The 25,988-nt window shown below is 61.9% G+C and carries 25 protein-coding genes; 5 read left to right on the plus strand and 20 right to left on the minus strand.

Going from position 1 to position 25,988, the window contains the following annotated elements:
• Positions 1-136: 136 nt before the first annotated feature.
• The 15 genes from LDN95_RS20780 to LDN95_RS20850 form a co-directional block, all read right to left on the minus strand.
• Positions 137-2,248: a conjugal transfer protein TraN gene (locus LDN95_RS20780; protein WP_226019449.1), complete on the minus strand. Its 2,112-nt coding sequence runs from the start codon at positions 2,246-2,248 to the stop codon at positions 137-139.
• A complete protein-coding gene (gene trbC, locus LDN95_RS20785) occupies positions 2,245-2,958 on the minus strand; it encodes a type-F conjugative transfer system pilin assembly protein TrbC (protein WP_226019450.1) in 714 nt (237 codons plus the stop codon). Before trbC ends, LDN95_RS20780 begins: the two co-directional genes overlap by 4 nt.
• A 77-nt stretch (positions 2,959-3,035) precedes the next feature.
• Entirely contained in the window at positions 3,036-4,049 is a 1,014-nt protein-coding gene (gene traU, locus LDN95_RS20790) for a conjugal transfer pilus assembly protein TraU (RefSeq protein ID WP_226019451.1), read from the minus strand.
• Complete coding sequence (gene traW / locus LDN95_RS20795; protein WP_255631053.1) at positions 4,046-4,762, minus strand: type-F conjugative transfer system protein TraW; 717 nt, start codon at positions 4,760-4,762, stop codon at positions 4,046-4,048. The genes traU and traW overlap by 4 nt, the downstream gene beginning before the upstream one ends.
• Entirely contained in the window at positions 4,759-5,277 is a 519-nt protein-coding gene (locus tag LDN95_RS20800) for a S26 family signal peptidase (protein WP_226019452.1), read from the minus strand. The genes traW and LDN95_RS20800 overlap by 4 nt, the downstream gene beginning before the upstream one ends.
• A complete protein-coding gene (locus tag LDN95_RS20805) occupies positions 5,261-5,839 on the minus strand; it encodes a TrbI F-type domain-containing protein (RefSeq protein ID WP_226019453.1) in 579 nt (192 codons plus the stop codon). Before LDN95_RS20805 ends, LDN95_RS20800 begins: the two co-directional genes overlap by 17 nt.
• Entirely contained in the window at positions 5,832-6,128 is a 297-nt protein-coding gene (locus tag LDN95_RS20810) for a hypothetical protein (RefSeq protein ID WP_226019454.1), read from the minus strand. The genes LDN95_RS20805 and LDN95_RS20810 overlap by 8 nt, the downstream gene beginning before the upstream one ends.
• Positions 6,129-6,190: 62 nt before the next feature.
• On the minus strand, positions 6,191-8,776 hold the full coding sequence (gene traC / locus LDN95_RS20815) for a type IV secretion system protein TraC (RefSeq protein WP_226019455.1): 2,586 nt from the start codon (positions 8,774-8,776) through the stop codon (positions 6,191-6,193).
• Between the two features lie 5 nt (positions 8,777-8,781).
• Positions 8,782-9,648 carry a TraV family lipoprotein gene (locus LDN95_RS23360; RefSeq protein WP_226019456.1) on the minus strand — a complete coding sequence of 289 codons (867 nt, stop codon included), beginning with the start codon at positions 9,646-9,648 and terminating at the stop codon, positions 8,782-8,784.
• A complete protein-coding gene (locus tag LDN95_RS20825) occupies positions 9,645-10,550 on the minus strand; it encodes a DsbC family protein (protein ID WP_226019457.1) in 906 nt (301 codons plus the stop codon). Before LDN95_RS20825 ends, LDN95_RS23360 begins: the two co-directional genes overlap by 4 nt.
• 14 nt (positions 10,551-10,564) lie before the next feature.
• On the minus strand, positions 10,565-11,920 hold the full coding sequence (locus tag LDN95_RS20830; protein WP_226019458.1) for a TrbI/VirB10 family protein: 1,356 nt from the start codon (positions 11,918-11,920) through the stop codon (positions 10,565-10,567).
• Complete coding sequence (locus LDN95_RS20835; protein WP_226019459.1) at positions 11,920-12,675, minus strand: type-F conjugative transfer system secretin TraK; 756 nt, start codon at positions 12,673-12,675, stop codon at positions 11,920-11,922. The genes LDN95_RS20830 and LDN95_RS20835 overlap by 1 nt, the downstream gene beginning before the upstream one ends.
• 38 nt (positions 12,676-12,713) lie before the next feature.
• Positions 12,714-13,286, minus strand: a complete 573-nt coding sequence (locus LDN95_RS20840) for a type IV conjugative transfer system protein TraE (RefSeq protein WP_226019460.1) — start codon at positions 13,284-13,286, stop codon at positions 12,714-12,716.
• 10 nt (positions 13,287-13,296) lie between these two features.
• On the minus strand, positions 13,297-13,581 hold the full coding sequence (traL, locus tag LDN95_RS20845) for a type IV conjugative transfer system protein TraL (RefSeq protein ID WP_226019473.1): 285 nt from the start codon (positions 13,579-13,581) through the stop codon (positions 13,297-13,299).
• A gap of 70 nt (positions 13,582-13,651) precedes the next feature.
• Positions 13,652-13,966 carry a hypothetical protein gene (locus LDN95_RS20850; protein WP_226019461.1) on the minus strand — a complete coding sequence of 105 codons (315 nt, stop codon included), beginning with the start codon at positions 13,964-13,966 and terminating at the stop codon, positions 13,652-13,654.
• A 379-nt stretch (positions 13,967-14,345) separates the two neighbouring features.
• Here LDN95_RS20850 and LDN95_RS20855 point away from each other — a divergent pair, with 379 nt between their 5' ends.
• On the plus strand, positions 14,346-14,858 hold the full coding sequence (locus tag LDN95_RS20855) for a hypothetical protein (RefSeq protein WP_226019462.1): 513 nt from the start codon (positions 14,346-14,348) through the stop codon (positions 14,856-14,858).
• 260 nt (positions 14,859-15,118) lie between these two features.
• On the opposite strand, the gene LDN95_RS20860 is transcribed toward LDN95_RS20855, so the two are convergent.
• Complete coding sequence (locus LDN95_RS20860; RefSeq protein ID WP_226019463.1) at positions 15,119-16,060, minus strand: LysR family transcriptional regulator; 942 nt, start codon at positions 16,058-16,060, stop codon at positions 15,119-15,121.
• A 142-nt stretch (positions 16,061-16,202) separates the two neighbouring features.
• Between LDN95_RS20860 and LDN95_RS20865 the strand changes: the two genes are divergently transcribed.
• Genes LDN95_RS20865 through LDN95_RS20880 form a run of 4 tightly spaced genes read left to right on the plus strand, consistent with a single transcriptional unit; the run spans position 16,203 to position 20,983 of the window.
• A complete protein-coding gene (locus LDN95_RS20865) occupies positions 16,203-17,030 on the plus strand; it encodes an SDR family oxidoreductase (RefSeq protein WP_226019464.1) in 828 nt (275 codons plus the stop codon).
• 24 nt (positions 17,031-17,054) lie between these two features.
• Complete coding sequence (locus LDN95_RS20870) at positions 17,055-18,050, plus strand: aldo/keto reductase (protein ID WP_226019465.1); 996 nt, start codon at positions 17,055-17,057, stop codon at positions 18,048-18,050.
• Between the two features lie 42 nt (positions 18,051-18,092).
• Positions 18,093-18,611: a (2Fe-2S)-binding protein gene (locus tag LDN95_RS20875; RefSeq protein WP_226019466.1), complete on the plus strand. Its 519-nt coding sequence runs from the start codon at positions 18,093-18,095 to the stop codon at positions 18,609-18,611.
• On the plus strand, positions 18,608-20,983 hold the full coding sequence (locus LDN95_RS20880; RefSeq protein ID WP_226019467.1) for a xanthine dehydrogenase family protein molybdopterin-binding subunit: 2,376 nt from the start codon (positions 18,608-18,610) through the stop codon (positions 20,981-20,983). Before LDN95_RS20875 ends, LDN95_RS20880 begins: the two co-directional genes overlap by 4 nt.
• 77 nt (positions 20,984-21,060) lie before the next feature.
• Here LDN95_RS20880 and LDN95_RS20885 read toward each other — a convergent pair whose 3' ends face one another.
• The 4 genes from LDN95_RS20885 to LDN95_RS20900 are packed head-to-tail and all read right to left on the minus strand — an operon-like array spanning position 21,061 to position 25,306.
• On the minus strand, positions 21,061-22,083 hold the full coding sequence (locus LDN95_RS20885; protein ID WP_226019468.1) for an RES family NAD+ phosphorylase: 1,023 nt from the start codon (positions 22,081-22,083) through the stop codon (positions 21,061-21,063).
• A gap of 4 nt (positions 22,084-22,087) precedes the next feature.
• A complete protein-coding gene (locus LDN95_RS20890) occupies positions 22,088-23,092 on the minus strand; it encodes a sce7725 family protein (protein ID WP_226019469.1) in 1,005 nt (334 codons plus the stop codon).
• Positions 23,034-24,227 (minus strand): sce7726 family protein, encoded by a 1,194-nt coding sequence (locus LDN95_RS20895; RefSeq protein ID WP_226019470.1) that lies wholly within the window; start codon positions 24,225-24,227, stop codon positions 23,034-23,036. The genes LDN95_RS20890 and LDN95_RS20895 overlap by 59 nt, the downstream gene beginning before the upstream one ends.
• A complete protein-coding gene (locus tag LDN95_RS20900) occupies positions 24,224-25,306 on the minus strand; it encodes a transposase (RefSeq protein WP_370631724.1) in 1,083 nt (360 codons plus the stop codon). The genes LDN95_RS20895 and LDN95_RS20900 overlap by 4 nt, the downstream gene beginning before the upstream one ends.
• Positions 25,307-25,988 lie beyond the last annotated feature (682 nt).

Below are 25,988 nucleotides of genomic sequence, written 5' to 3' on the forward strand. Positions count from 1 at the left end.
GCTTGACCAACGCCAAACCATAGTGCGAATAGATACCAACGATCAGGTGCTTTACCTGCGCGCGATCAAATCGGAACGCTGCGCGGCATCAGATCGCAATACATGCGCGCGATCGTCGGAATCCGCACGTGCGGGGTTATGGCTGGGCCTGACCGTAGAACTGGCCAATGCGGTTCTGGACTTCGACCAGCATCGCGGCCTCCTCGGGGAGGCGCGCAGCCTGGGTGAAGTCGGCGTAAATCTCGGAAAAGTTCATGACCGACAGGTCGAGCTGCTGGAATTCGAAAACAGTAAAGCCTTCGCAGCTTTCACTCTTCGGGCGCCCCCAAGGCTTGCGGAGTTGCACCCTGCCCTGTTCCTGCAGGATGCGGGTCAGCTTCGAGGCAAAGCAGCAGTAGGCGTCGCGCTTGGTCACGCAGACGCCAAGCACCTTGGAGGAACAATAGGTCCCGACCTTGTGGCACAGGCCGGCATCGTCCTTCTTGTCGAGCTGCTGTTCGGCGGCGCTGCACAGCCACGGGGTCAGAATGGGGGCGCCCTTGCCAGTGCAGCAGTTGGAAATGCCGAAGATCTTCTTGGCACAAGTCTCGCGGTTACCCTGGAACAGCGACAGGTCATTCTCGCTGAATTCGGCATTGGCCTGCCCCAGGGCATGGAGCCCGACCAGTGCATCCTCGAACTCGTCCGATGCCTCGCGCTCGACCGTCTCGCATTCGCCATTTAGGCAATAGATGTCGCCCGAGCAGAGGTATTGCTGAGGTTGGGTGACTGAGCCCGGAACCGGGCAGGAATAGGTACGCTCGGTGACCTTGCAGGACCGACCCGGATCGGGCGGATCGTCGAGACAGATCTCGCCGGTCTGTCGGCACCCGGGCGTGGCTTCGATCGCGCCGCAGTCGTTGTTGCCACCAGTGGCCTGGCTGCACACAGAGGTGCGTGTCTTTTCCCAGCAGGCTTGCTGCACCGGAATGCCGGCGATGACCCGGGTTTCGTCGGGCACGCTGCAGATCTCGTTGGTCGACGTGCAGTTTCCCTGATCGGCCGTGCAGGGACTTGCGGTCCATTGCGCGGTGAACCACCGCGTATCGCTGCGCTCGGGCTGGAGGCCGGGCACCAAGGCGTTGCAAGCGTAGACCTCTTCCTTCGGCGCCGTCTCGATACAGCGCAGCTTGCCACCGTTAATGGGATCGCCTGCAAAGTCCCAGGATAGGCAGAGGTCGCGCTCGACGAGACCAGCGGACAGGACATTTGTGCGCGTGCACGAGGATGTGCCGAGATCTGGCGTACATTGCTGCAAGCCCGTGAGGTATCCGAGTGGTGCCCCGGTCGCTGGATCGACGCTCAGAGCCTCTGCAAGCCCTGCGCGATTGCAGCGATAGACGTGACCACCCGCTTCAAAGGCGCCGACAGGTGGCGGCGCGGTCGTTGTGCCCACAAGGAAAGCGTCCGGATCGGAAACGGCCGCGTTGCAAGTATAGGAGGTAACGGTGAGGCCGTACTCGGGAACGGGCGTGGTACCGGTTTTGAGGCACTGCGCCGAACCGTCCAGGGCTCCGCAGCCGTTGTACGTGGGTGACGCGACGCAGACATACTGATAGTCGAGGGCCTCCCAGGGCTTCACCTCAAGCGTCGACTTGCAGCTCTGTTCATGCTCGACGATGCTTTCTCCGACGTTGCAGGTCATCTCGACGCTGCCGGGCCCATTCGATCCCGCCGGCAGAGGCGTACAGGCCCCGCCGCTGCCGTCGGCGGCCACACCGTCGACAAAGCGGGTCGGATCCTTGGCGATGGCGGCGGCGCGTGCCAGGTCCTCGCGCTGGACCTCGATACGCGGGCGCGACGTGGAATTGGCCGTGCGCCAGGCTTCGCTCTGGCTTGCCGCGACCGCACCGTCCGGGGCCAAGGCATCGGCATGGTCGTAGTAGCGGGTTGCTTGCGGATAGTTCGGGGCGTAGCCCGGGATCTGTGCCGCTGCGCCCGGAGCCGCAGTCAGGCCCTGGTAGCTCTGCCGCAACGCACTGCTTAATTGTCGCGCTTCCGCTTTTGCCTGGGCAGCGGAGGTCGGCCCTTCCGCATTTCCCGGGGGTGGACCCGCCTCCGGCAAGGCCTGGGCTGGCGCGGTTGGCAGTGCCGGTAGAGCTTCGATCACATCGTCAAGTGGCGGTATATAGACCTGCGCAGAGGCGTTCGCCGCGACAGCGACATAGCCTAGCGCGGCAAGACCGGCGAACAAGGCCGGGTCCTTCATTGCCCGCGCCCTTTCTCCAATTGGTTCAGCGCAGTCCGCGCGACTGCCGCACCGGTTTCATTGGCGGCGGCAAAGCTCTCGAGCGCATAAGCAAGGCTGACATTGCCGGTCACGCGCGCATGGGCCGGCAACGCGTTGGTACAATCGAGTTCGTCACAGAGCTCGTAGCCGCCTTCTGCCACGACGAAGGTGGGCGCGGCATCGATGCGGAAGGCGCGGAACAAGCGCGGATCGATGGCGATGTGCGCCTCTTCCTGTTCGCTTGTGACCACGCGCATCAGGCCTTTGGCAAAAGTCTTGACGCTATTGTCCGGAAAGCCCCTGAAGACGACGACACCCCCTGCCCGCGTGGTATCGCGCACCAGATGCTGGAGCGAGGCTTGCGGCATCGACAGGCTGGCAAAGACGATAAGCAAGGGTCCCTCGCCCATCGGCACTTTTGCATTTGCGACAGCGCCATCAAGGATCGCGTCGAAATCAACCACCCCCGCTGGAGCGCGGGCGCTAAGCGTCTCCTGCCCGCGGCCGGAGTTCTGTTGCGTTTCGGCGCGGACCTGCTCTGCCGCACCACTCTGCGCCTCGGCCCGTTTCAGCGCCGACGCGACAAGCGCTTCAAGCTCGTCAGTGTCGGTCCTGTTCCTTGCGCGAATGGCTTCGAGATCAAGCCCGTCAATGCTCTGCGCTGTCACTCCCGATACGGCAGCAAGCATCGCAAGTCCGAAAAGACGGGTTACAAGGCGAGCCGTCAGCCGCAGCGTTCTGCGTTCGAGAGGGACGCACTGCGACTTCATAAAGCGCAACAGTTGCGTTTGCGCCAGACGAGGTAGCCGAAATCCTCGCCTTTGACCGGGTAACTTTTGCCGGTCTGCGGGTTGATCGTGGTGGCACCGAGCGGTGCGCAGGCGTAGCGGCCTTTCACCGTTGCCGTGGGATTGGTCATCTGCAGGCGGTACTGCTGCTTGCGCATGACCGGCATAAGGTATTTCGAGCACAAGGCCCTGGAGCCCATTGTGCCCCAGGCAAGACCGCTGCGGTGCATCTTGTAGAGCATCCGCGTGGCAACCAGGCGCGAGGCCTGGACCGGGGTGACATGTGCAGCGACATGACCGTTCAAGGGATACATGCTGCCGTTGCAGCCGGCGCACCAGAACAGCTGGTCGATCGGCAGCTTCGCGGTCGATGCGACGCAGTCGGCAGCACAAGCCGCCGTAGCAGCAGGATTGGCGAATAGAGCGACCTCGGGATTGAGGATCGAGGTCAGCGCGGAATCCTGCCAGAGCGGATCGAGCTCCGTGACATAGGCGATGTCGAAGGTCGTCTGCTCGAAACAGAGGAAATCGGTCAGGATCTCCATCCAGTAGAGCAGCGGGTAGACGTAGTAGTGCGCCTGCCACTGCGAACTGTTCTGCGCCTTTCCGCCCACCTGGCTTGCACCCTGGACATGGCCGCCGCCGATGTCGAAACCGGGGTCGAGGCGGATGCCGCCGAGGTTCGGGAAGCACCACGGTTTGTTGGTGACATCGACCAGCCTCGCCGGCTCCCAGAAGCCGATCGAAATCCCGATGCGCGGGATCGGGCTGCCACAGGCGCAAAGCGGAAACGAAGGATTCTTAGGGTCCGGCCGCGAGCCTTTCCAGATCGCCAGACCACCGACCGAGAGTGGAAATAGGCAGGACCAGCAGACATCGGTGATCGGATTGACAAAGCTGCCATGACACGGCGCGCCCGCGGCCTTGGCCGGGGTCATGGTCCCCAGGAGGAGCGACACCGCGAGCAGGATGGTGCGCAGGCTCGGGGTCATGAGCCGGACTTCCTGACGATTGGCCTGTCGGGAACGGGTACTTCGGCAACCTGGAGCTGCCGGTCGGCTGACGTGACGACGGCAGGCGTATGGCGGATGCCGAAGCGGGCAACCAAGGCACCGCGCTGATCGAACCAGAAGCGGCGCTGGAAGGGTTTCATCGCATCCAAGGGCGAACCGGCAACGAAAATGACCTTGGCTTCGTTCGGCTTCCAGTGACGCGTGGCCCAGTCGAGCTCCGCCGTTCGGCGGCCATCTACGAAGACCAGATCCGTTGGCAGCGGAACAAGATCCAGCGGATTGACCCGCGTGCCCCTTGCGGCAATGCGTTCGCCATTGGCGCCCATCACGTCCTGCTGGAGCACGAAGGATGGATCGAACAGCCACTCGCGGCGCTCCTGCGCGGGACTCAAGCTTGCCACGAGCGCTGGCCGGCGCACGCTCGCGATCGCTGTGTCCCGCATTTGGGCCTGTAGTTGCGCGATGCTGCCTGTGGCCTCGAGCGTGTGTAATCGCGTGGCAATGACGGTCAGCATGTCGGTTTCGATCACCGGAAAGATCTCACCCATCCTGCCATGATCAATTGCGGCAGCGGGCAAAGATCCCGCGACAAAGCCCACGACCACGATGCCCGCAATGCCCGCGACAAGACGGGCCGCACTGGGAATGCCCCACGTGCGTTGGCCCCACCGCGTGCTCGTCCGGCGCGTCATAAGGCTGCGTCACCCGAGCCGATGATCTGGCGCTGACAGACAAAGCCGATCTCGGCGTAGCGGCTGTCAAAGCCATCCTTGTGCGCAGTGCCCGCATAGAAGCAGCCTGGAGGCACAATGCCGGTCGGCCCCGGGGTCAGTGTTTCGCCGCGCGTCGTCCGCGCCTTGAGCCGGGCAACTGGCCTACCGTTGACGAGGACGGTCTCGCCCTGCCGGGTGACAACGTCACCAGGCATGCCGAGCGCGCGCTTGGCAAACGGAGCCGACTCTCGCCCGAAATGGGCGCGGACCAAGGGAATGTCGGGCGGCGCAAAGACGATCAGGTCACCTCGCTGTGGCATCCTTCCCTTGTCGATGAAGAAGGCCCACTCCGGCATCGAACGGGTGGTGTTGATCAGGATGGCATGATCATCGCGCCAGTCCGCAAGCGCCGATCCTGTGATGAGCGTGAGGCCCAGGGCGCCAATGGCGAGCCAGCGCCGGGTTGCGCGCGAGCATTCAGCGGGGTTCGGCATCACCAGCCTCCCTGACGGTAGCGCTGCCGCGGACTGCGCTTGCGGGATTGGGTGCCATGACCTGGCGCATTGCGTCGATGACGGGGCTGTTGGTGGCGGTCCTGGCGCCCGGCGACGGGACCTTGGCGTAGACTTCCCGGCGTACGGCCATCGTCACATCGGGAACGTTCCCGGACAGAACGGCCTCGCCGACCAGCACGACCTGCCCGCGCGCGCCTCGCGCTTCAAGATTGCGCTGCACGGCACCCATGAAGGCCTTCGTCTCGGCGGTCACCACATCGGGGGGTGTCTGCGATCTCGCTTGGGCTGCGACAAATTCGCCGATGATCGAGGACAATTGCACACGCACCAGTGTTGGCGCTGTCGGGGTGCTGAGCAGTTCACGCGTGACCCAGGCGCCCCACAGTCCGGCTACGACTATAGACCCGATCAGTCCCACCAGCTTCCAGTCGACCGAGCGGCGTCGCGCGTTGGCGGCGATTGTCGTCGAAGGCACTGGCGGAGTGTCTGTTTCGAACAGAGGTCCGGGGCTGACCTCCCCGGCCAGGCGGCGGTCAACCATGGGACCTCTCCTTGGAAGGTGTTTGCGCGCGTTCAGAATGCCAACGCGGCAGCGATCCGGCGCGCAGCACCGCTAGCCCCAGGAACAGGACCGCGCTCGCGATCCAGAACTGGTCGCGCAAGTGCGTCTGATGTGCGGCCTCGGCCGCAAGATAGCGGCTCGCGAAATTGTCGAGGTGCAGCAACGTGCCGGTCAGGGTGAACTCACCGAGCACGATGAACAACGCAAGCCAGATCGCCGCGGTGCAGCAGATGTTGATGAGCAACCACCCGGCAAGGTACAGGCCCAAGTGGCAGGTGTCCTGGACCTTCACGGAAGATGGCACCAAGCGCGCCAAGGCAGGATAGCGGATCATGCCCCGGACTCCGCCGCCATTGCGGGCTCCGCGCGATCCGGGAAGGCAACCTGTTCGATCGCATCTGCGAGCGGCACGCCCCGGCCGACCAGCGTTTCGATCGCCGAGAAGACCTTGGGGCTCGAAGAGTAGAGCGTTGCTGAATAGGGATCGAGCACGAGCCGTCCGACGGCAAGTGTTTCGGGTCCCTTGATCAGGACGTCGGAGTATTCCGTGCCATTGCGTTTCAGCGAGCGGATCAGCGCCTCGGTGTGCTTGTCCATTTCGAAGCGCTGGTGCCGGGCGAGATCGTTGACCGTCTCTTCCTTTTGCTGGAGCACCACCGACCAATCGCTGTTCTCGAGCGCCGCCAGCGAGCCTTCCGACTTGTAGAAATCGTTCAGGGACTGTGTCGCTGTGACCAGCGCCCCTCCGTACTTGCGGCAGGTACGCGCATACGTCTCGATCGCCTGGCCCATCTGTCCGCCACCGAGCAATTGCCAGGCTTCATCGATCATCGTCAGCTTGGGAACCGAGCGGTCGAGATCGCGCATGACGCGCAACGTCAGGAACATCAGCGCAGTGAGTGCGACCGAGCGCAGCTCGGGTTTGGATGACAGGTCCGACAACTCGAAAACGGTGAGATCTGCCGTCAGGTCAATCGAGCAGGATCCGGCAAAGAACCGCCCGTAGGTGCCGCCCGACAGGAACGGCGACATCGCATCTGCGAGATCACTGGCAAACGGCGAGGGGCTGGCGCGCAGGGCAGCGGCGATCGCATCGATCGTGCCTGCGCGCTTGTGCTCGCTCCACACCCGGCTGACAGCAGAATCGATCAAACCGCGCTCGGTATCGGACAGGCGGTCCTGCTGGCGCGCCATCTGCCCGATGATGGACTTCAGCATGGCAAGGCACTCGACTTCGTAGTCCTCGCCATCGGCATCGCTCTCGAGCGCCCGCGCATCGATCATGTCGAAGGGATTGAGCGAAAAACCCGACGACAGCCGAAACTCGACGAATGCGCCGCCGAAGGCCTTGGCCATGTGCTCGAACGAGCGCCCATCGTCGATCACGATGACCTTGGCACCGGCTCCGGCAAGTGCAGAGCAGACGTCCTGGAGGAAGACCGACTTGCCCGAGCCAGACTTGCCGAACACCGCGACATTGTGATTGCCGGCGGCATTCTGGAACGGCGACCAGAAGAAGGGTTGGCCACGCCGTCCCACCAGCAGCATGTGCGGGATCGGACCGCCGGTATGCTCGCCCTGGAGTGGCGCGATCGCTGCTGCGGTATTGCTCAGCATCGTACGCAGCCGCTTCATGCGCTTGAGATCGCCCGAAAGGCCATTGGGAAGCGTGAGCGGCATGGCCGCCAGCAGAGCCATCGTCTGCAAGAAGCGCTCTTCAACCAGGTCCCAGCCAGCTGCCTTGTAGACAGAATTGAGCAGACGTTCGTTGGCATCGCCCCTGCCGAGTGGCGACAGCGCGCCCACGGCATAGTAGGCTTGGACGAGCTTGCGCCCCTCTCGCAGTTCCGCCTGGACCTGCTGCCACTCGTCGCGCTGCAGCGCCAGTTGCGGCAGGAAACGCGCGGAGCGGGAGTCGGCCAGGCTGGTAGTGCGCAGCACCTTGAAGCCGGCCCGCGAAGCCGTTGCATCCTCATCGTACAGGACGAACCCCAGGGCTGTGAGCACGTTGCAGCCGAAGCGCAACTTGTCGTTGAGCACGTCGCCGATCAGCTTCTGGACATCCCAGGGCGCCCATTGCCGCGGCATTTGCCGGACCGAAAAGAAGCGCCAGTCGAAGGCTTCGGGTTCTCTGGAGGACTGCAAGGTGTGTCCCGAATCTGGCCCGCTTGCTTGGCCGCCGCGTCTATCGCGGCTGACCTTGAGCACGATACGGTCGGGAGAGATTTCAGTGACGAGATCGCCTCGCAGACATTGCTGGTGGATGGGGTCGAGCGGGGAATAGAGGTCAGAACTCTCGGCGTTGTCGATGCCGGGGACGAGAAGATCGTTCAGAAACGCGATCAACTCGGCAGGGGCAATGTCGCGGTAGGGAATGCTGAGTGCTTGTAAGGTCCCGCCGAGGCTTTCGCGAACGCTCGCAAGGTCCGTTGAAATCAGCGAAGACCCCAGCGATGCGCCGATGCTGACGAGAACGCGATGCTGGCGCAGGCAAAACGGGGCATCACGCGACAGTGAGGTCCAGGCCGCGTTTCGCAGGTAGTGGGCGCGATGCTGTGCCGCGCGGCCATAGACGCCTTTGGCGAGCACCCTTGGCATGACCCAGTCGGCAATGCGCACGCCGGCCGCAGGGCTTTGCCAATGGATGATCTGCACTTCGCAGCCTGCCGGCAAACCGTCTGAAAGGAACTGGGTGAGAATCTCGCCGGTGCGCTCGTTCGCCCCGACCATCGGCGCAAGTTCGAGAATGAAGCCCATGCTCGCCGTATTGATGAAGAGCCGGGTCTCGGGGTCGTAACTGCGATAGGGCAGCCAGTCCGAGAGCATCGGCACACCCATTGATTGCGGCGCAACATCAGCCCGCACCCCGTCGCCGAAGACGAGATCGAGAAAACGGTTCCATGCGCTGGTCGACATGGCGATCAATCCTCTCCGGGCGCTGAGAAAGTTGCAGGCGGATTTGCGGCTGAGGGCATCCCGGACGTCGCAGGGCGAGGCGAGGCAGTTTCTGACGTGTGTTCCGCCGCAGACTTCGGTGTAGCCCCTTGAGGCGATGCCGCTGTTTTTACCTGCACTTTGGGTTGAACCGGCTTCGCGGTTGCCGAGAGGCGTTCCGCAACTTGGGCCCGGATAGCATCGATCGTGAGACGGCTGATCGGCGGCGCGGAGTGTTGGCTCGCTGGTCCTCCGCTCTTGCCCACCGTCGGCGCTGTGAGAGATTCGTCCGATATGGATGTTTCTGATGGGTTAGGTGCTAGAGTGGTGGGTAAAGCCTCACTCTGGCTCGGATCCGTTCCGGCTAGGGGCGCCAGAGAACCGTCGGTCAGTTCGATCCAGCCGCCCCGATCGACAACGGTGTGGACTACGCGGGCTTCATGCAGGTTGCCTGCATCATCGACATAGGCGGGGAAGACCAGGCGCAAGGTCCGGGCATCACGGTGGAACAGGTTATCGCTTACACGAGCCGCCCCTGCAGACCGACCTGACGCCGAACGGCTTCGTGCCGACGGAAACGCCCCCGCCCTCGCCTCGGCTCTTCTCACGATGACCGGACTGTGTGACCCAAGAGGCTCGGGCCGGGCACTTTGGATCAAGGCTAGGGCCTGGTCGTCGATCAGCGTGGATGGCGCACAAGTCCCACCGGGCGCACTGCAAACGAAGCTCCCCTTGACGTTATCGCCAAGCAGCACGCCGCAGGACGACAGCGCAGCGCTGGATAGCAGGACCAAGACTGCGCGGGCACGGGCAACGGACTGGAACGCACAAAGCGTGCGCCATGGGAGGCTCATGATCGGCCTCCCTTGATCCAGTTCTCCAGAAACACTCGCGGCCGGAAGCCTTCGATTACCGCACCATCGCTGCGAACCAGGACGGGGGTTCCGGCGATGCCCTGTTCCCGTGCGAAGCGCTCATTGGCATCGAGCGCCGAGGTATCGCAGGGCTTGGCCTGCTCGATAGCCATTCCGGCATAGGCGGCCTTGATCGCCCGGGCCCGATCGCGAGCACAGAACACCTGGTTCGCGAGTGCTCGGCTGCCAAGAATCGAGATGGGCCGCTCAATGACCCGTACGCTCATGGCTTCGAGCGTCTCCGACAGGGCCCGGCAGGAGCCACAGCGGAAATCGCTGAAGACAGTGACGGTCGGACCAGAAGGGTTGCCCCAGACAATGCCGCCAGCGGCGGGCAGTCCGGCAAGGGACATTGTCCGGGGCGCCCCGCTCGCGGCCTGGGTGGGGGCGCCGCGCTCGGGATTGGGGTCATCAGATGCCAGGTCGGGGTCATGCCCACTGCCCTTGGTGGCGGCAGCTCCGAGCAGGAGATCCGGGTTCACTTCCAGTAACCGTGCTGCCGTCAGGTCCCGGCGCGTTTCCATGTCGTAGACCCGGCCGACCAGCAGATACTGGCCAGAGCGATCGACATAGAACAGCTGCGATCCTGCGGTCACTTCGCAAAGACCATCGACCAAAGTGCAGTTGACCTTGGTGACGGGCGTACGCGGCAGGCGTTTTCCGAGGGCATGCCTGACCCGCATCTCAAGGTCGGCCATCTGCCTTGGGCCCGGCGAGCCAGTCTCGGCCCAGACCAGCGAAGTGCCACTGCCGACAAGGATTGCGGCGAGGGGCAGCAGGATTCCGGCCGTCCGCGCTGCGATCTTGGTGCGTGCAATTCTGGTGGTGGCGTCTGCGAACATGGGTTGCGGCCTCCTTAGCCCTGGATGAACACGCCTTCGAGAAACACGATTTCGACATCGATGCCGGTCGGCATCTCGATCACGGGCTGGTACTGCTCGGCCCGCTCGATCAGGTACTTCGAGACCATGTCGCCCGAAGTCGCCACGCCTTCGCCGATTCCGCCCTGCAGGATGTCTCCGGTCCCGAGCTTCTGGCGCTCGCCATTGACGTTGACCGTGCTGCCAGTGAGGAGCGACGTGCTGTTGGCGGCAAAGCCCCGGCCAAAGCCCCCCGCAAGTCCTGCCAGGAAAGCCTGGCCGACCAGCGCACCTTCGCGGCTCACCACGCGGCCACGCACGCCGGTCTTGCCGCCGAAGGCGATGAAGCCCTTGACGTCCGACACCGCATAGCGCCCGCCTTTTTGCGGGCAGGTCATGCGCTGCAGTTTGACGTAGACCTTTTCCGAGGAGAGGTCGCCGCGCGCAGCGCCATTGACCAGGCAGCCGCTGATCTCGGTCTTGAGCAGTCGTCCCCGGTCATAGACCGAGCGCGCCGGACCGGTGATGCGCAGGACGACCGGCAGCGGATCGGTTTCGCTGCGCACCCCGGCATTGGCATCGACGCCGACGATGACTCGTGCGATCGCGATCGAATTGGGCGGCAGATAGTTGGCACTGTCGGTGTAGACGGTGTTGCCCTTGGGCACAGGAGATCCCGTCCCTGCGGCGCCTTCTCCGAATGAAACCAGGCTGACCTCGCTCTTCCGCTGCGGACCGAACCCGGCGGCCGCGGCAGCTGCTTCGCCTGCTGGGGGCGTCCCGCTCTGGGTAAATGAGGAACCGCCGAGCCCGTACATGCCTCCAGGAGCTGCAGGCGCAGTTGCCGGCGACTGGCGGGCCGCATCGAGCGCCGCGCGTAGCTGGTCGTTCTCTGCCTGATAGGCGGAAAGTATCCGCTGCGTGTCCGCTGAAACGGCACCGCCACTTTCCCCTGCCGAACCGGACAGTTGTTGTTCCAGCTGGTCTGCGTGCTCGGCGCGCGCACCAAGCGTGCGCAGTTCTGTCTCGATCCCGGCAATCTGCGCCTCGGATTGCGCCCGCCATTCCTTCTCGGCCATGTTGGTGTTGACTATCTCGTCGACCGAGACACCGGAGGCCAATGCATCCGGCGAGCCGCCATCTGCGGCATCATCACCCGAGAAGATGTAGAGCGATCCTGCCACCAGCGCGAACACGCCGACACCGGCAAAGCGTATGCTTTGCTTGCGGCGCTCCGCCTCGTTTATGGCATTGGCATCGCCCAGGGGGGAGACATCGCCGTGCAGTGTATCGACAGTTGCGCCGGCATCGAGCGCGCGCTGCTTCTTTCGAAAGATCTCGGTGAGCTTCATTATCGTGCTACCGCGTTCTGGATGAGGTAGACGGCTGAAACGGCGTTTGGTGCGAGCTCGTTGACCGGTGCCATGAAGGCGACGGCGCCGCGGGCTGACAGGACCTGCTCGTCGAGCATGATCGGCTCGCGCGCCGTGTTGCGGACCCGCAGGATAAGGCCACGCAGATCCTCGCCCTGGTATTGCCCGATCTGCTGCACTTCGAGCTTGCCGATCCGCACGGGCGCCAGCACCGCGGCGACCTGCTCGAAGCCTTCGATCGCCTCACTGCGGTACATCGCCTGGACAAGCCGTGTCGCTGTCTCTTCGGAGGACGCGGGCCGCAAGGCTTGTCGTTCGTCTTCCGCCTGGATCGCGCTATTGGTGACGAAGAGCTGTTCAGCCTCCTCTCCCCTTACCTCGCAGACGAACTTGTAGACGTAACCCTTGCGAGTGGTGCCGAAGAACGAAAGCTTCGACTTCCCATAGCCGTCGGGAACGGAGAGGTAGATGTCGCCACGCGTGGGTTCGTTGACGATCTTGAAGTCGTCGTCGGCGTTCCCGGCCGAGATTTTGGACACTGATGCGAACTGATCGCCGGCAAGGCTGATCCGCGTGAGGTCTTTGGCCGAGGCGATACATCCAACCGTACCGTTGTCTGCCGCTAGCACGGATTGGTCAGCCAAGGCCGGGTTTGCTACCAGACACGCGCCGACCGATAGAACAGCCGACAAATGTGCACGAAGAGTTCCGTTGCACCGCAGCAGTCGTGCCATGCTTATGGACACGTTGGGCCAAATGGCAGGCGCGTGCATCATGCGTCCTCGCCTTGCTTCTGGTCGTGTTGCACCTGGCCGAATGCAAGGAGGCGTAGCGACACCCCGCTGTAGCTCCACACGAACCGGAACGTCCGCGCCTCGGCGCTTACTTCCTTGGAGCCGATGACGGTGTGCAAGGTGCCATTGACCTCGCTGGTGAGTCCCGCAGGATCGACCGTAAGTCGCTCCATTGTGAAGTATTGCGACACGCTCGAACCGCTCTGGTCTGTCACGACCTTGAGCAGCTCCGCCTTCATCCGGCCGTGAGCTTTGGGATCGGTCAACGCGAGCACCGCTTCCATCCAGTATTGCAGATTGGAAGGCGAGCGATTGAGCATCAACAAGGCCGCGTCACGCGTGACCAGTTCGAGATAATCGCGGCTGACTTCGCCCGAAGTGATTGTCAGCGGACGCGACAGGACCGGCTGGAGGATGACCTCGCGGGTTTGTCCCGCTGTCGCAAAGGCTAGCAGTAAGGTCGCTGCGAACAGGCCGAGCGAGCTCGCGAAGAGCAGGTTGCGCTGCTTGAGCAGGCGCTGCGATTGCTGGTGGGTTATCGCCAGATCCATGGTTCCTGCCTCATCCTGCCATGATGCGGAGATGCGAGGGTGGCGTCGCCTTGAGGCCGATAAAGGCGCCCGGCAGATGCCAGTAGGCCGTGTGTACAATCCAGGACACCGCCCTTCCTGCCTTCAACTTGCGCAATCCCCACCAGGCCAGCACGCTCATCATGAGCCCGATCAGAATATGTTGGGACAAGATCCCCCAGGCGAACGGCACGATCAGGCCAAGGAACTCGTCGAGAGTCCAAAATCCGATCAGTTCCGGATCGTCTAGGTGCTGAGGCACGATGTATCTCTGCATGGTCACGCCGCCACCCTCCGGCTGTAGCTGTCACGTCCCGAGGGATCGGCAAGCCACAGCCGTCCAAAGTTCAGATCGTCGCGGTTATCGCGGCGGTGACGATCGGCACGCCGGTGCCCACGCCCACGCCCACGCCGACAGGTATTGCGATCTGTGCGAGGCTGAAACGCCCGGCGGCGAGGCCGACGACCCCGCCAGCAAGACTGAGAACAGTGATGATCTTGCCGCCCGAGCCTTGGAGGAAGCCGGTGAACTTGAGCAGGGCCGTATTGAATGTCTGGTCGTTGCCGGCCATGGCCATCTCGCTTCCGAGACCTGCGGCAACGGCCACGATCACTGCGCCCTGGAGGAGGACTATGCCTCTTCCTTTCCATGTGCTTGTCATTGGCCTTGGCTCCATTCGTGAAAGGTCGCCGCGTTTTCTGCGGGTGGCTTCAGAGAGCGGCCGCTGTGGGCTTGGAGCAATGGATTAGGCGCCTGCTGGAAGGAGAATTCCGCGAAGTGGGAACGCGCTGCGTGCGGCCTTGCGCGAGTTGGGGACTGGGATTGCGTCTGCGGGGCTCACGGATTCCCGAGCTTGGGTATCGCAGGACCAACCTCGAAAGATGCTGATCCCGTTTCTTGGCACCAATTTGCCAAGTGGCGAGTCGCACTTTGCAGGCACCGTGCGGAAGGGTTTGGCATGCAATTCAGAAAGATAGGCCGATTATAATGTTGACCGTAAAAGTCCGAATATGTTGCCATGCGGCCAAAGGGGAACTTCTATGCTGCATGGGGCCATGACACCAGAGACGGTCTTCAATCTGTCTTTTGCCATAGGGAATGCGGACACTGCGGGGGCGACCGAGCCAGAGACCGAGCAGTCACGTTACAAGCGCCTGATCACCGCTGAGCTGGCCCGTCAGTCCATCCCAATAGCGCATATGGCTGACAAACTTGGGATGCTGCGGACAAAGCTGCACAAGGTGCTGCGGCAAGGCGCTTTTCTCAGCGAAGTGCTTCGCGATAAGCTATTCGCGCATCTCGGGATTGACCACACACGGGCTACTATTGCCGTCTCCTTACTGAAAAGCGACGCGGCGTATTACGATCAGGCCGTGTTCTTGGCCGCCGAAGCTCTGAAAGGACTCTACTGCGAAGCCGCCTCGGGTCGCCGGGGTGCGATCCAGGTCGACCTGCGACCGGCGATCATCCATACCGCCTTGGGGCGGGCCTACGAGATGTTGCTGACGCATCAGGAACGCGTTCTGGAGGCGAACCGGACCTTGCTGAGCTAAGTCCGCCCGCACGACGGGTTAGGTAATGCTCCCTCGCCAGGTTCAAGTCACCTGCGGATGCGCTGTCGAAGCCGCTCCCGCCTTGAAAAGCGACGTTCAGCGGGCCGAAGCATGGGGTCGAGAGCGGTCGTTCATTCAAGTTTGTAACTCTTCACTCGATTAACGTGATCCAAGCCCACCTGTCATTCCGACGAGCCTCGCGGTGGCACAATAGCCAAGAGCGACACTTGGCGAACGTAGCTTAGCCTGACCCAAATTTTTTATTCACGCGTAATGCTTTGCTCGCGACGCTGCGAGCCTTCTTGCCGAGCCCTCGCACGCAACTCCTCCAGCAGCACGCGAAACGCGGGCGAGAGATTACGCCGGTCGGGGTAGTAAAGGTGATGGCCGGCAAAAGGCGGGCACCAGTCGGCGAGCAAGCGGACCAGTCGCCCGGAAGCGAGATGCGCACGCAGGTCGTCGTCTTCGATCACACATGCTAGGCCATGACCGGCCAGCGCCGCCTCTATCGCCAGAGCGCTGTCATTGACGATCACACTCCCCTCCACGCGCACGTTCAGGGTCTGCCCCGCCTTTTCGAATTCCCACGCATAGAGATTTCCTCGGGTCGCCATGCGCACGTTGATGCAGCGGTGCGCAATCAGGTCACGTGGCGTTTTCGGCGGCGCATGCTTGGCAAGGTAATCGGGCGCACCGATCACGGCCATGCGCAAGTCCGGACCTATGCGCACCGCGATCATATCCTTTTCCAGGCTCTCGCCCAGGCGCACACCCGCATCGAACCTGTCTGCCACGATGTTGGTCAAAGCACCATCGATCGACAGCTCGATCTGGATCTCGGGATAGCGGGCCAGCACCGCATCGACCGCCGGCCACAGGACCGTTTGCGCGGCATGACGGCTGGTGGTGATGCGCACCATGCCCGAAGGACGTTCGCGTAATTGGGCCAGCGAGGCGAGCTGCTGCCGGATGTCGCCAAGCGCTGGCCGCAGGGTGCCAAGTAATTGCTCTCCAGCTTCGGTCGGGCTCACACTGCGCGTTGTGCGTGCAAGCAGCTTGATGTCGAGATGGGTTTCCAGCCGGCGCACGGCATTGCTGATCGCCGATTGCGACGTCCCCAACCTCGCCGCCGCACGGGTGAAGCTGCGCTCCTCGGCGACGACCAGAAACGTCGACAGATCGCCCAGCTCATCGCGCATCATTTATCTCGTTTCGATATAGGTTCATGCAGAAAGACCTGTCTAATCGTCAATAATCACTTGGTCTATGCTCCTCTCCAAGATGCCATGCCGTTGGCGGCAAGCAGCGCGGACGAATGCCGGTCTCGAGCAGGAAGAGTGATCCATGGACGTTGTAGTCATCATCGGCGCGGGCGGAATCGGCGAGGCAATCGCACGCAGGCAGGGGTTCGGCCGCATGCTGCTGATGGCAGATTGCAACGCGGCCGTCCTCGAAGCCGCCGCACAGCGCCTCGCGGATGCTGGCTATCAGGTACAAACGCAGCCGGTAGACACCACCATGCGCGTCTCGGTTAAAGCGCTGGCCACGTGCGCAGCCGCCCTTGGCCCGGTCGTCCAGGTCGTCAACACCGCTGGTGTATCACCCAACATGGCTGGGCCCGAGCGGGTGCTTGAAGTCGACCTATACGGCTCGGCTCTGGTGTTCGAGGTGTTCGAAAGCGTGATTGCACCCGGCGGGGCGGGCTTGCTCGTCTCGAGCATGGCCGGCCACATGCTGCCCCAGCTTCCAGCTGATCAGGAACAGGCACTGGCCTTCACGCCCGTCGATGACCTGCTTGCCTTGCCGTTCCTCGGGCGTGAGTCCGTGCCGGATTCGATGGTCGCCTATTGCCTCGCCAAGCGCGCCAACGCGCTGCGGGTGCGGGCGGCGGCATTGTCATGGGGCAGCCGGGGCGCGCGGGTCAATGCGATCAGTCCCGGCATCGTGGTGACCCCGCTCGCGCGCCACGAACTTTCATCCCCGATCGGCGATGGCTACCGGGCGATGGTCGATGCGTCGCCTGCCGGCCGGATGGCGCCGCCTGAAGAGATCGCGCTCGCCTGCGCATGGCTGCTTGGACCGGATGCCGGCTTCGTGACCGGCACCGATCTGCTGATCGATGGCGGCGTCATCGCCGCAATGTTTGCGGGCAAGATCCGGTTGCCCGGCTGAACCTCATTCTCAAGGAGTTGAGCAATGCATAATCGCACTCTGGGCCAATCCGGCCTGTCCGTTTCCGCTCTCGGCTATGGCTGTATGGGCATAGACTTCGGCTACAGCAGCAAGCTGTCTCGCGCTGATGGCATTGCCATGATCCGCGCAGCCTTCGAACGCGGCGTCACGTTCTTCGACACTGCCGAAGTCTATGGCCCTTGGACCAACGAGGACATGGTCGGCGAAGCCCTCGAGCCGTTCCGCGGCGAGGTCGTGATCGCAACCAAGTTCGGCTTCAATATCGATCCCGACAGTGGCGCAATGCGCGGCGTGGACAGCCATCCCGAACAGATCCGCCGCGTGTGCGACGCCTCGCTCAAGCGGTTGCGTGTCGATGCGATCGATCTGTTCTACCAGCATCGCGTCGATCCCAAGGTGCCAATCGAGGACGTGGCGGGCACCGTGCGGGACCTGATCGCAGAGGGCAAGGTCAGGCACTTCGGCATGTCGGAGCCGGGCGCGGCCACGGTGCGGCGCGCCCACGCGGTGCAGCCCGTGGCGGCGCTGCAGAACGAATACTCGCTGTGGACGCGGCAGGTAGAGACAAACGGCATTCTCGATGCCTGCCACGAACTCGGCATCGGTCTCGTGCCCTATTCGCCGCTCGGCAAAGGCTTCCTTGCTGGCGGTATCGCCAGCGCCGAGCAGGTGGCGGAAGGTGACTTCCGCGGCACCCTGCCACGCTTTCAGGCCGCAGCCTTCGCTCACAACCTGAAGTTGCTGGACCTTGTGAAGAAAATCGCGGCTGACCGTGGCGCGACCCCTGCGCAGATCGCGCTCGCATGGCTCTTGGCCAAAGCGCCCTTCATCGTGCCGATCCCTGGCACAACCAGGCTGCATCGGCTCGAGGAAAACCTCGGCGCAGCAGACATCGCCCTCTCGCGTGAGGATCTTGCCGAGATTGAAGCTCTCCTGGCGACCGTCAGCGTGGAAGGAGCGCGTTACACTCCGGCTGGTGAGGCAGCGACAGGCCTTTGATAGGCACGATGTCCGGCAGGCCATCAGAAAGGCGATAACGACATGAGCACCATCGTGGTCAATGGTCAGCAGCGTAAGTTCAAGGCATCGCCTGACACCCCGCTGCTCTACGTCCTGCGCAATGAACTGGGCATCATGGGGGTCAAATTTGGATGCGGACTTGCCCAGTGCGGCGCTTGTTCGGTCTTGCTGGGCGATGAGGAAGTGCGTGCTTGCGTGACCCCTATCTCGGCGCTGGACGGCAAACCGGTGACCACCGTGGACGGCCTCCCCCAACGTTGGGCCAGTCAGAAGGGCAAATTGTCCGCAGACACGCTTCATCCAGTGCAGCAAGCGTGGATCGACGAACAGGTGCCCCAGTGTGGGATCTGCCAGTTCGGCATGATGATCAAGGTCACCGAACTGCTCGAGGCCAATCCCAAGCCTACTGATCAGGACATTCGGGAAGCTTTGACCACGTCAGGCCCCTCGCCGCACCTGTGCCGCTGCGGCAGTTATGCCGCAATACTCGAAGGCGCTCACCGTGCGGCGAAGCTCATGATGCAGGGAGATTCGGCATGATCCGTTCACCCTCGAAGTCCGAAGCGAAAATCATCTACGATATCAATGTCCACGGCGCCCGCTTGATGGGTGTCAGCCGGCGCGGGTTCCTCGCTGCAGGAGGCGCACTCGCTGCCGTCTTCGCGATGGGTGGTCGCAGTGCTGTTGCGCGGGTAAACGCCAGCAAAGCCAATTCACATGCTCATTCAGCCGCTACCGTCAATGGCTGGATCGAGATCCGTTCGGATAACACCGTCCTGTTGCGCACAGGAAAGTGCGATTTTGGGCAGAGCACGATCTACACCGCGTATCGCCAGATCGTAGCGGAGGAACTCTGCGTCCCTCTGGAAGCAATGACCGAGGTGGTCTCGGGCGACACCGATCGCACGCCCGACGGCGGCGGCACCTTCGGATTGCTTCGCTACGGTCAGAACCTGCGCAAGGTCGCAGCGCTGATGCGCGAAGCTTCACTTGAACTCGCCGCGAGGCGGCTTGCGGTGCCACGCGCTAGTCTTACCGTTCATGATGGCCTGATCTCCGGTGAAAACAAGAAGATCAGCTACGGCGACCTGCTGAAGGGCGAAGACCTGCAACTGGTCATCCCAATTGCCGGTGACCTGACCATGCCCACGGGCCTGCGCGTGGATGCCGATCCGCCGCTGAAGCCAGTGAAGGACTACACGATCATCGGCAAGCCGGTGCTCAACCCTTCGATCGCACCCAAGGTTGCGGGCAAGACCGTGTGGGTAGGCGACGTGACACTGCCCGGAATGCTCCATGCCCGCACGATCCACCCGGCAACGCTGGGATCGACGCTGATCGCACCGGGCAAGCTGGATCACTCGCAGTTCCCCGGCGCACGACTGGTGAGGATCGGCAACTTGCTTGCCGTTGTATCTCCCGACGAATGGGAGGCGGTTCAGGCTGCACAGTCGGTCGCCGACGGCTGTAAGTGGTCAAAGTGGGAAGGACTGCCCAGCAACGAGCGCTTGGAAGACCATCTGCGAATGATGGCGACTGAAGACCCGACGCCAGCACGCGAGGGTCGCGCGAACAAGGGCGAGCCTTCTTCGGTCAAGGCAACGCGCGAACTTCGGGCCAGCTATTTTATGCCATACCAGAAACATGCCCCGATCAGCCCGATGGTCAGCCTTGCCGACTATCGCGAGGACGGTTCGGTCTGGCTTCACACGCATAGCCAGAATCCCCAGCACCTGCGGCGGATGATCGCGCTGATGCTGGGGAGCGATGAAGAAAAGGTGGTGGTGCGCACCTATCCCGGCGCGGGGCATTATGGCCGCTCCAACGGAGGCAGCGCCGGAAGCGAGGACGAGGCGGTCCTGCTCTCGCGCGAATTGCGGCGACCTGTGCGTGTGCAATGGATGCGTGCCGACGACATGCAATGGTCCACGCAATCTCCGGCGATGATTGCGGACATCCGCATCGCGCTCGACGATGCGGGGAAGATTGCAGCCTATGAAGCATCGCACACAGGGCCAGGGATGCAGGACGATCGCCTGGTCGGCGCGTTGCTGGCCGGCATGCCCGTTATCCCTGCACCCTCGCCGGATACGACGTATGGCTTCCAGAGCACGATGCTCAACGTCAATGACGTCTGGGTCTACGGCACGGTGCCCGTTGTGCATGAACAGGCCAAGGGAGGCGCGCATCCCGGCCAGACCGGAGCCAGCGGCATGGTGGGCTTGCGCAGCCATTCCATGCGCACCCCCATTCAATTCCAGCAGAATTGCCCGCGCGAGATTGCGATCAACGAAGCGGCAATGCTGGCAGGTAAGGACCCGCTCCAGTTCAGGCTTGACCATGTCAGCGACCCGCGCTTCGTGGCCATCCTTGAGCGGTTGCGCACCGAAGCGAAGTGGGAGAACCGCCCATCGCCCTCACCGCAGGCCAGAAGCCAAGGCAGCGATCCGGTCAAGGGACAAGGCGTTTCAATCATGCTGCGCGACAACGGCTACTGGGCCTGCGCCGCGCACGTCACGGTCATTCCCGCAAGCGGCCAGGTAAGGGTCGAGCGCATGACGATCGTTGCCGACGTGGGCATCGTGATCAACCCGCTCCAATTGCGTCGACAGATCCAGGCCGGTTGCCTGATGGGCGTGAGCCAGGCGCTGCACGAGGAGCTTAGCTTCGATAAGGGCGCGGTGACAGCAACGGACTGGTCTGCTTATCCCATCCTCACCATGGCTGAAATGCCGGAACTGAAGGTTGTGATCACCGACAACCCGAGCGTCGGCACCTACGGCCAAGGCTCCGAAAGTGCCAACGCCCTCGCCTCGCCCGCCATCGCAGCAGCTGTCATGGACGCAACCCGCAAGCCGATACGACGGATGCCTCTAAAGCCCGAGCATGTGCGGGGAGCAATGGTTGCATGAAGCTTGGTCGCATCGACGATGGAGGCGCCGAAGACACCTACGCTGGAGCTTTAGCCCTGTGAACGCATCCTTAGCGCTCAGGCCGCGTCGACCGTCACGCTGACTTTGGTGATATTGTACAGTGAAACCGCCCGGCCAGTCGCCTTGGCAGAGTCGAACAGAGCCAGGTTGATGCCCTCGCTGACCGAACTGCGATAAACGACGCCGTCGTAACCAACTTTTTTGATGAACTCGCACAGATACTGACTCGGAATATAGTCGATTGCCGCCCCGCGTGGCAGCACTGGCCGGGTCAACTCATCGCCGAGGCGTTCGAGAAAGGCGATGTCGGCGCGCAGCTGGCCGATCGCGCTCGCGTCTGCCAGAAGGAAGGGCGAGACGAGCCCGCGCGGATTACGCAAGTCGACCGCATTCAATGGTGCTGCGATGGTGAACTCCGCGACGCACGCAACTTCACCGGTGTGCGGACGAATTTCAGCCGCTGCAGTATCAGGGCGCGAGCCTAAATAAAGATACGGTATCCCCGCAGGGTTTGCCCGGCCATGGGTCGCAAGTCGCGCGGGTGGAGTGCCCATATTGTCGATCGGATAAGGATCGCCGCCGTCGAGGATACGTGCCCGGAACCAAGTAGTTGGCATATCGTCGGCCGGAAGATGCCCGAGCAACTCTCTGAGCCGATCGGTGTCAAGCACCTCATCGAGGAAATAGCGGTTCTTCCACATCAACTCATCGCGCAGTGTCGCCCAGCGGGCTAGCGCCTCGCTGTGATACGCAGCCGACGGAGAGAAGGTTTTCCTGACGATGTCACCGTCATCAAGAATTTCGCTGAGCAGCTCCTTGGCATGTGCAACGTCCATAGCCGGATGGCTGAATAGATCCCAATCAGCTTTAAGCCAGTCGACCAGAGTCTGGCCTGCGGGATCAGGTTCATAGACGCTGATAAGCAACTCAAAGAGATCGCGCAGTGCGATCGGTTCGACCAGCGCCACGTCGACGGTTGCGCAATAGCCGCAAACGCCGGGGGTCGGGCTGAGGGAAGGGATGATGTCACGGCGAAGGCCGCGATCGCCAAAACACTCAGGGCAGCAAAGCTTGGCCATGCGATCAGGCCAAGAAGTCCGCCAAAGTCTCGATATGATGGTTCATCGACAGCTTCTTCACATAGCCCAGACCCGGGAAATGGCCCTTCTCGTGCAGGTCACGAAATTCCTTGATTGCGCTGCTGTAGAATAGGTGGGACGTGCCGCCGTCGAGCTGCTGTATTAGCTTACTCAAGGCCTGCGCAAACTTGCCAGCAGGGTCCGTGGGCGTGTCTTTCGTCGTCGAGACGAAGTGATAGATATACATCACCTCATCCTTGTCGGGATCGATGAACGTTAGGTGGATTGCAACCGCATAGGCCGGCCCGCCCCCCTCGACATAGTCATCGCCCACGATCAGGAAATCACCGAACCCGTCCATGTCCTCTTCTTCATAAGTGACATGGAGGTCCGAGAAGAGTTCGATCGGCGGGTGATCGGCATTTCGTCGACGCTGGAAGCCGTCGCGCAGCAGCACTCGCTTGGCTGCGCCCTTGAAATGCTTGCGGTAGAGCTTGTGGCAATGCTTCTCGAAGAAGACGTGATTGGTATCACTGAGCGCTTCGCCAAGCACTTCCGCCAGCGCCTTTGCTTCGGTGAAACCTGCGTGGATGAAGGTTGGATGATGGTCCTTGTGCGCTTCGTAGCACGCTAAGGCATCATTGGTACCCATGTCGTTCTGGAGAAGGATGCCTGCAGTGATACCGCCCTTGTCGAGAAATCCCCCCTTCAACAGCGCAGAGATGCTAACCCCGTCCTCGGCATGATCGCCATGAAACGGATTCACGATGACGATCGCCTTGCCATCGACCTTACAGATCTCAGTCAGCGTCCGTTCAAGGCCCTTCAGCGCCTCGCGCACAGGCTCTATGATCGGCACGAAATTGGACTTTGCAAGTAGCGGAGCCATCTCACGGATCGTGATAAGCTCGAACTGCTTCCCGCGAAAATAGGGATGATACATCTCGCGATTAAACCCAAGCCAGCGCGGCACCGAGCGGCGTCGACACTGCCTCAACAATCCGCTCATGCTCGGAACGCCGGACTTGAATCGACAGCGCGGCCGCATGAAGTGACCGCGGCAGTTTTTCGACGAGACTGCTCAGTGGTGACAAATCGCGGGTGCGTTTCAAGGTTTTTACCATAGCGATATGAACTTCCGTTGGGTCGAGCGCCTGGAACAAATCGCGCATCACCCCGTGGCGCAGCGTGTTCGGCACATCCGGAAGTGGGACCCCAAGCCTCTTGAGGATGGATCCTGCCTCGTCTGATCGCAGCGACTCAAATACGGTTACTGGACAAATTCGATCGGGCCGATCCTCGGCTTCTCGCACGGTCGATATTCGATAACGCGACGACAGCATCATAACGCCCACATCTTCAGGCACAGTGGCAAGCACGCTCGCCACATGGCCTTCGCCCGCGATTACATACGCCTTGGCAAAGACGCGTTTGTAATTTTCCACCTGGTTGGCGAGGCGCGCCAACGAATCCCTTTCGGACTTGATCTCATAGACCGTAGCGGTGCCGTTTAGGATGGCGAGATCGGCCTTGCAGGCACCTGCGCGAAACTCAGTAAGCATGCACGCCGTATTGAGCGAGTGGGTTCCCATCAGCACGTTGTGCGTGAGCGCCGATCGGTAAACATATTCGTCGCGACGGCCAGCGGTCTTAAGTACACCAAACGCCGCTTCAAACGCCTGACCAACCGTCGCATCGTCCGGGCACTGACCGCCAATTTCGGCCAACCCGATGAGACGCGCGAACAAAGGCGACCGGCCCTTACGCGCCATCTCGCGAAAAACAGCAGACGAGAACAAACGCGTTATCGCCGCGAGTTGAGTAGAACTTGGTGCCACCGTCTCCCTATCGCCTCTTCGATTTATCGCCGCCGAAGCCATCATGAATCCTACCGGAAATTGTTCGCTGAGGGAATCAGGTATTTCTACAAAGGCTCGACGCTCCGTGTTCGGTTGGTTGTGCAGCACGAACGATAACGTCGATTGTTGCAGCTGGACACCCGCAAAAACCTGGTAGTTCGAGGCGGATTGGTCCGAGGAGGGGTGGTCCTTGTGCGTTTCGGTTTTAGCGCCCCGTCGTTGGTCTGTTTCGGTCGGTAATTCGGGCGGTTTGACCCGGTTCTTCGGGATTGCGGGCAGAGTCACCCCACGCTTTCCCGGCGTTCGTGGAAGATCAGCCTGTTGAAGTTATAGGCCAGATTGCAAAGGGTGAGTTTCGCTTCGGCGCGGGCCAGGCCGATGGTGCGAATGAACAGCCCAAATTTGTTCTTCTGATGAGCAAAGACATGTTCGACGTGAGCGCGGATCGAGGACTTTGCGGCATTGGCCCTGGCGATCGCTTTCGGCATGGGCTTGCCCTTGGGTTTGCGCCGGTGAATTCGGGACGTGAGCATCCGATCCGACAGCCACTTCTCGTTGCGCATTGAACGATAGGCGGTGTCTGCCCAAACCTCGGAGCCGGTGTTGTCGGTGCTCACTACATGGCGAAGCAGCCTCCCATCGGCGGCCGAGGCAGACGTCACCGCCATCTCCCGGATGAAGCCGAAACGCCGGTCTATGCTGATATGTGATTTGTAGCCGAAGACCGGCAGGGCAATCATGGGCAACGGTGTGCCATCATCGCGATGGCGCACCTTGCCACCGACCTTGAGCGTCCAGCGCGCATCGGTGTCCTTCTGTACGGCCTTGTTCGGCTCGTTCGGCCAGATTTCCTCTGCGCTCTTGCCCGACTTGATCGCCTCCCGTTCGCCCTCGGTATTTCGCTGCTTGGGCGCAGGCACCAGCGAGGCATCCACGATCTGCCCGGACATCGGGATGTAGCCCTTCTTCTGCAGTTGCCAGTCGAAGGCCTTCATCACCCGCTGGAGTGTTCCGGTCTCGGTCAGGCGGTTGCGGAAATGCCGTATCGTGTTCTCATCCGGTGTCCTGTCCCCGAGCGACAGCCCAAGGAAACGCAGCCAACTCAGGCGATCCCGGATCATGAACTCCATCCGCGCGTCCGACAGGTTGTGCTGAGCCTGCAGGATCAGCGCCTTGAACATCATCACCGGATCGAACGGCGGGCGACCGCCCTTGGACCCATCGCCGTAGCCGAGCCCTTCAACCAACCAGGCCCGGAAATATTCAAAGTCCACCGTCTGTTGCAGAACCTCGAGCGGATCGCCGTCCTTGCTCAAGGCCTCAAGATGATCGCTTAAACTGAACAGAGACTTCGGATCCACCACGGCTCTCCATGATCGCTCTCGATCAATGAATCACCATCGACACCGAAACTCCTTCGGTTTTTGCGGGTGTCCAGCTCGCCTTCTTCGAACTGTCATTCGCGGCCTAGACCGCTATGACCGACCTCTGCCGGCTGCAACCAGTGCAATGTGCGGACGTAATCCGCTTAAACCCGGTCATTCCAAGGTCGGTTTTAGAAAATTGATTTCTGCCATCCGTTCATCGCTTTTCGGGCCAGCCGATTGCTCGCAGGCCTCAATCTCCGACGCCTAATTCTCGCCCGCTCTGCCAGTGGTGATTGCATCGTCAACGTCGACCCAAACGAGGCGTAGCTTCCTCGGGGCAGTCCATAACGCCACTACCACGTGCGGGCTCAAATGCGTCCACGCGGCCTAGTTAGCTCGAAGATCACGAGTGAGTTGGACAGCGTCAATGTCGAGGTAGGCTGAATTCCTCGTCACTCGTTATTACTATTCTGGACGATCGACTTCCTTTACTGGGCGGCAAATACCATATGGCAAGTAAGCCCTTCAGGGTCATAGCTTGCTTTTGCCGCCTTTAGAGTCCTCTAGCAAGGAGGAACCCCTCCGACTTCAGTCGGATACTGGCTTCAGCCACAGACTCGCGTGCTAGCCTGTAACCTCGGGAAAAGCGGAAGCCGCCGAAGGCGTGAAGCTTCCGCTT

It is taken from the genome of Novosphingobium sp. FKTRR1 (assembly GCF_020404405.1).
Taxonomy (GTDB): Bacteria; Pseudomonadota; Alphaproteobacteria; order Sphingomonadales; family Sphingomonadaceae; genus Novosphingobium.

Excerpts from the sequence above, each read along its gene's own strand:
- LDN95_RS20780 (WP_226019449.1), bottom strand. The coding sequence starts at position 2,248 with ATGAAGGACCCGGCCTTGTTCGCCGGTCTTGCCGCGCTAGGCTATGTC.
- trbC (WP_226019450.1), bottom strand. The coding sequence starts at position 2,958 with ATGCTTGCTGCCGTATCGGGAGTGACAGCGCAGAGCATTGACGGGCTT.
- traU (WP_226019451.1), bottom strand. The coding sequence starts at position 4,049 with ATGACCCCGAGCCTGCGCACCATCCTGCTCGCGGTGTCGCTCCTCCTG.
- traW (WP_255631053.1), bottom strand. The coding sequence starts at position 4,762 with ATGACGCGCCGGACGAGCACGCGGTGGGGCCAACGCACGTGGGGCATT.
- LDN95_RS20800 (WP_226019452.1), bottom strand. The coding sequence starts at position 5,277 with ATGCCGAACCCCGCTGAATGCTCGCGCGCAACCCGGCGCTGGCTCGCC.
- LDN95_RS20805 (WP_226019453.1), bottom strand. The coding sequence starts at position 5,839 with ATGGTTGACCGCCGCCTGGCCGGGGAGGTCAGCCCCGGACCTCTGTTC.
- traC (WP_226019455.1), bottom strand. The coding sequence starts at position 8,776 with ATGTCGACCAGCGCATGGAACCGTTTTCTCGATCTCGTCTTCGGCGAC.
- LDN95_RS23360 (WP_226019456.1), bottom strand. The coding sequence starts at position 9,648 with ATGAGCCTCCCATGGCGCACGCTTTGTGCGTTCCAGTCCGTTGCCCGT.
- LDN95_RS20825 (WP_226019457.1), bottom strand. The coding sequence starts at position 10,550 with ATGTTCGCAGACGCCACCACCAGAATTGCACGCACCAAGATCGCAGCG.
- LDN95_RS20830 (WP_226019458.1), bottom strand. The coding sequence starts at position 11,920 with ATGAAGCTCACCGAGATCTTTCGAAAGAAGCAGCGCGCGCTCGATGCC.
- LDN95_RS20835 (WP_226019459.1), bottom strand. The coding sequence starts at position 12,675 with ATGGCACGACTGCTGCGGTGCAACGGAACTCTTCGTGCACATTTGTCG.
- LDN95_RS20840 (WP_226019460.1), bottom strand. The coding sequence starts at position 13,286 with ATGGATCTGGCGATAACCCACCAGCAATCGCAGCGCCTGCTCAAGCAG.
- traL (WP_226019473.1), bottom strand. The coding sequence starts at position 13,581 with ATGCAGAGATACATCGTGCCTCAGCACCTAGACGATCCGGAACTGATC.
- LDN95_RS20850 (WP_226019461.1), bottom strand. The coding sequence starts at position 13,966 with ATGACAAGCACATGGAAAGGAAGAGGCATAGTCCTCCTCCAGGGCGCA.
- LDN95_RS20855 (WP_226019462.1), top strand. The coding sequence starts at position 14,346 with ATGCTGCATGGGGCCATGACACCAGAGACGGTCTTCAATCTGTCTTTT.
- LDN95_RS20860 (WP_226019463.1), bottom strand. The coding sequence starts at position 16,060 with ATGATGCGCGATGAGCTGGGCGATCTGTCGACGTTTCTGGTCGTCGCC.
- LDN95_RS20865 (WP_226019464.1), top strand. The coding sequence starts at position 16,203 with ATGGACGTTGTAGTCATCATCGGCGCGGGCGGAATCGGCGAGGCAATC.
- LDN95_RS20870 (WP_226019465.1), top strand. The coding sequence starts at position 17,055 with ATGCATAATCGCACTCTGGGCCAATCCGGCCTGTCCGTTTCCGCTCTC.
- LDN95_RS20875 (WP_226019466.1), top strand. The coding sequence starts at position 18,093 with ATGAGCACCATCGTGGTCAATGGTCAGCAGCGTAAGTTCAAGGCATCG.
- LDN95_RS20880 (WP_226019467.1), top strand. The coding sequence starts at position 18,608 with ATGATCCGTTCACCCTCGAAGTCCGAAGCGAAAATCATCTACGATATC.
- LDN95_RS20885 (WP_226019468.1), bottom strand. The coding sequence starts at position 22,083 with ATGGCCAAGCTTTGCTGCCCTGAGTGTTTTGGCGATCGCGGCCTTCGC.
- LDN95_RS20890 (WP_226019469.1), bottom strand. The coding sequence starts at position 23,092 with ATGAGCGGATTGTTGAGGCAGTGTCGACGCCGCTCGGTGCCGCGCTGG.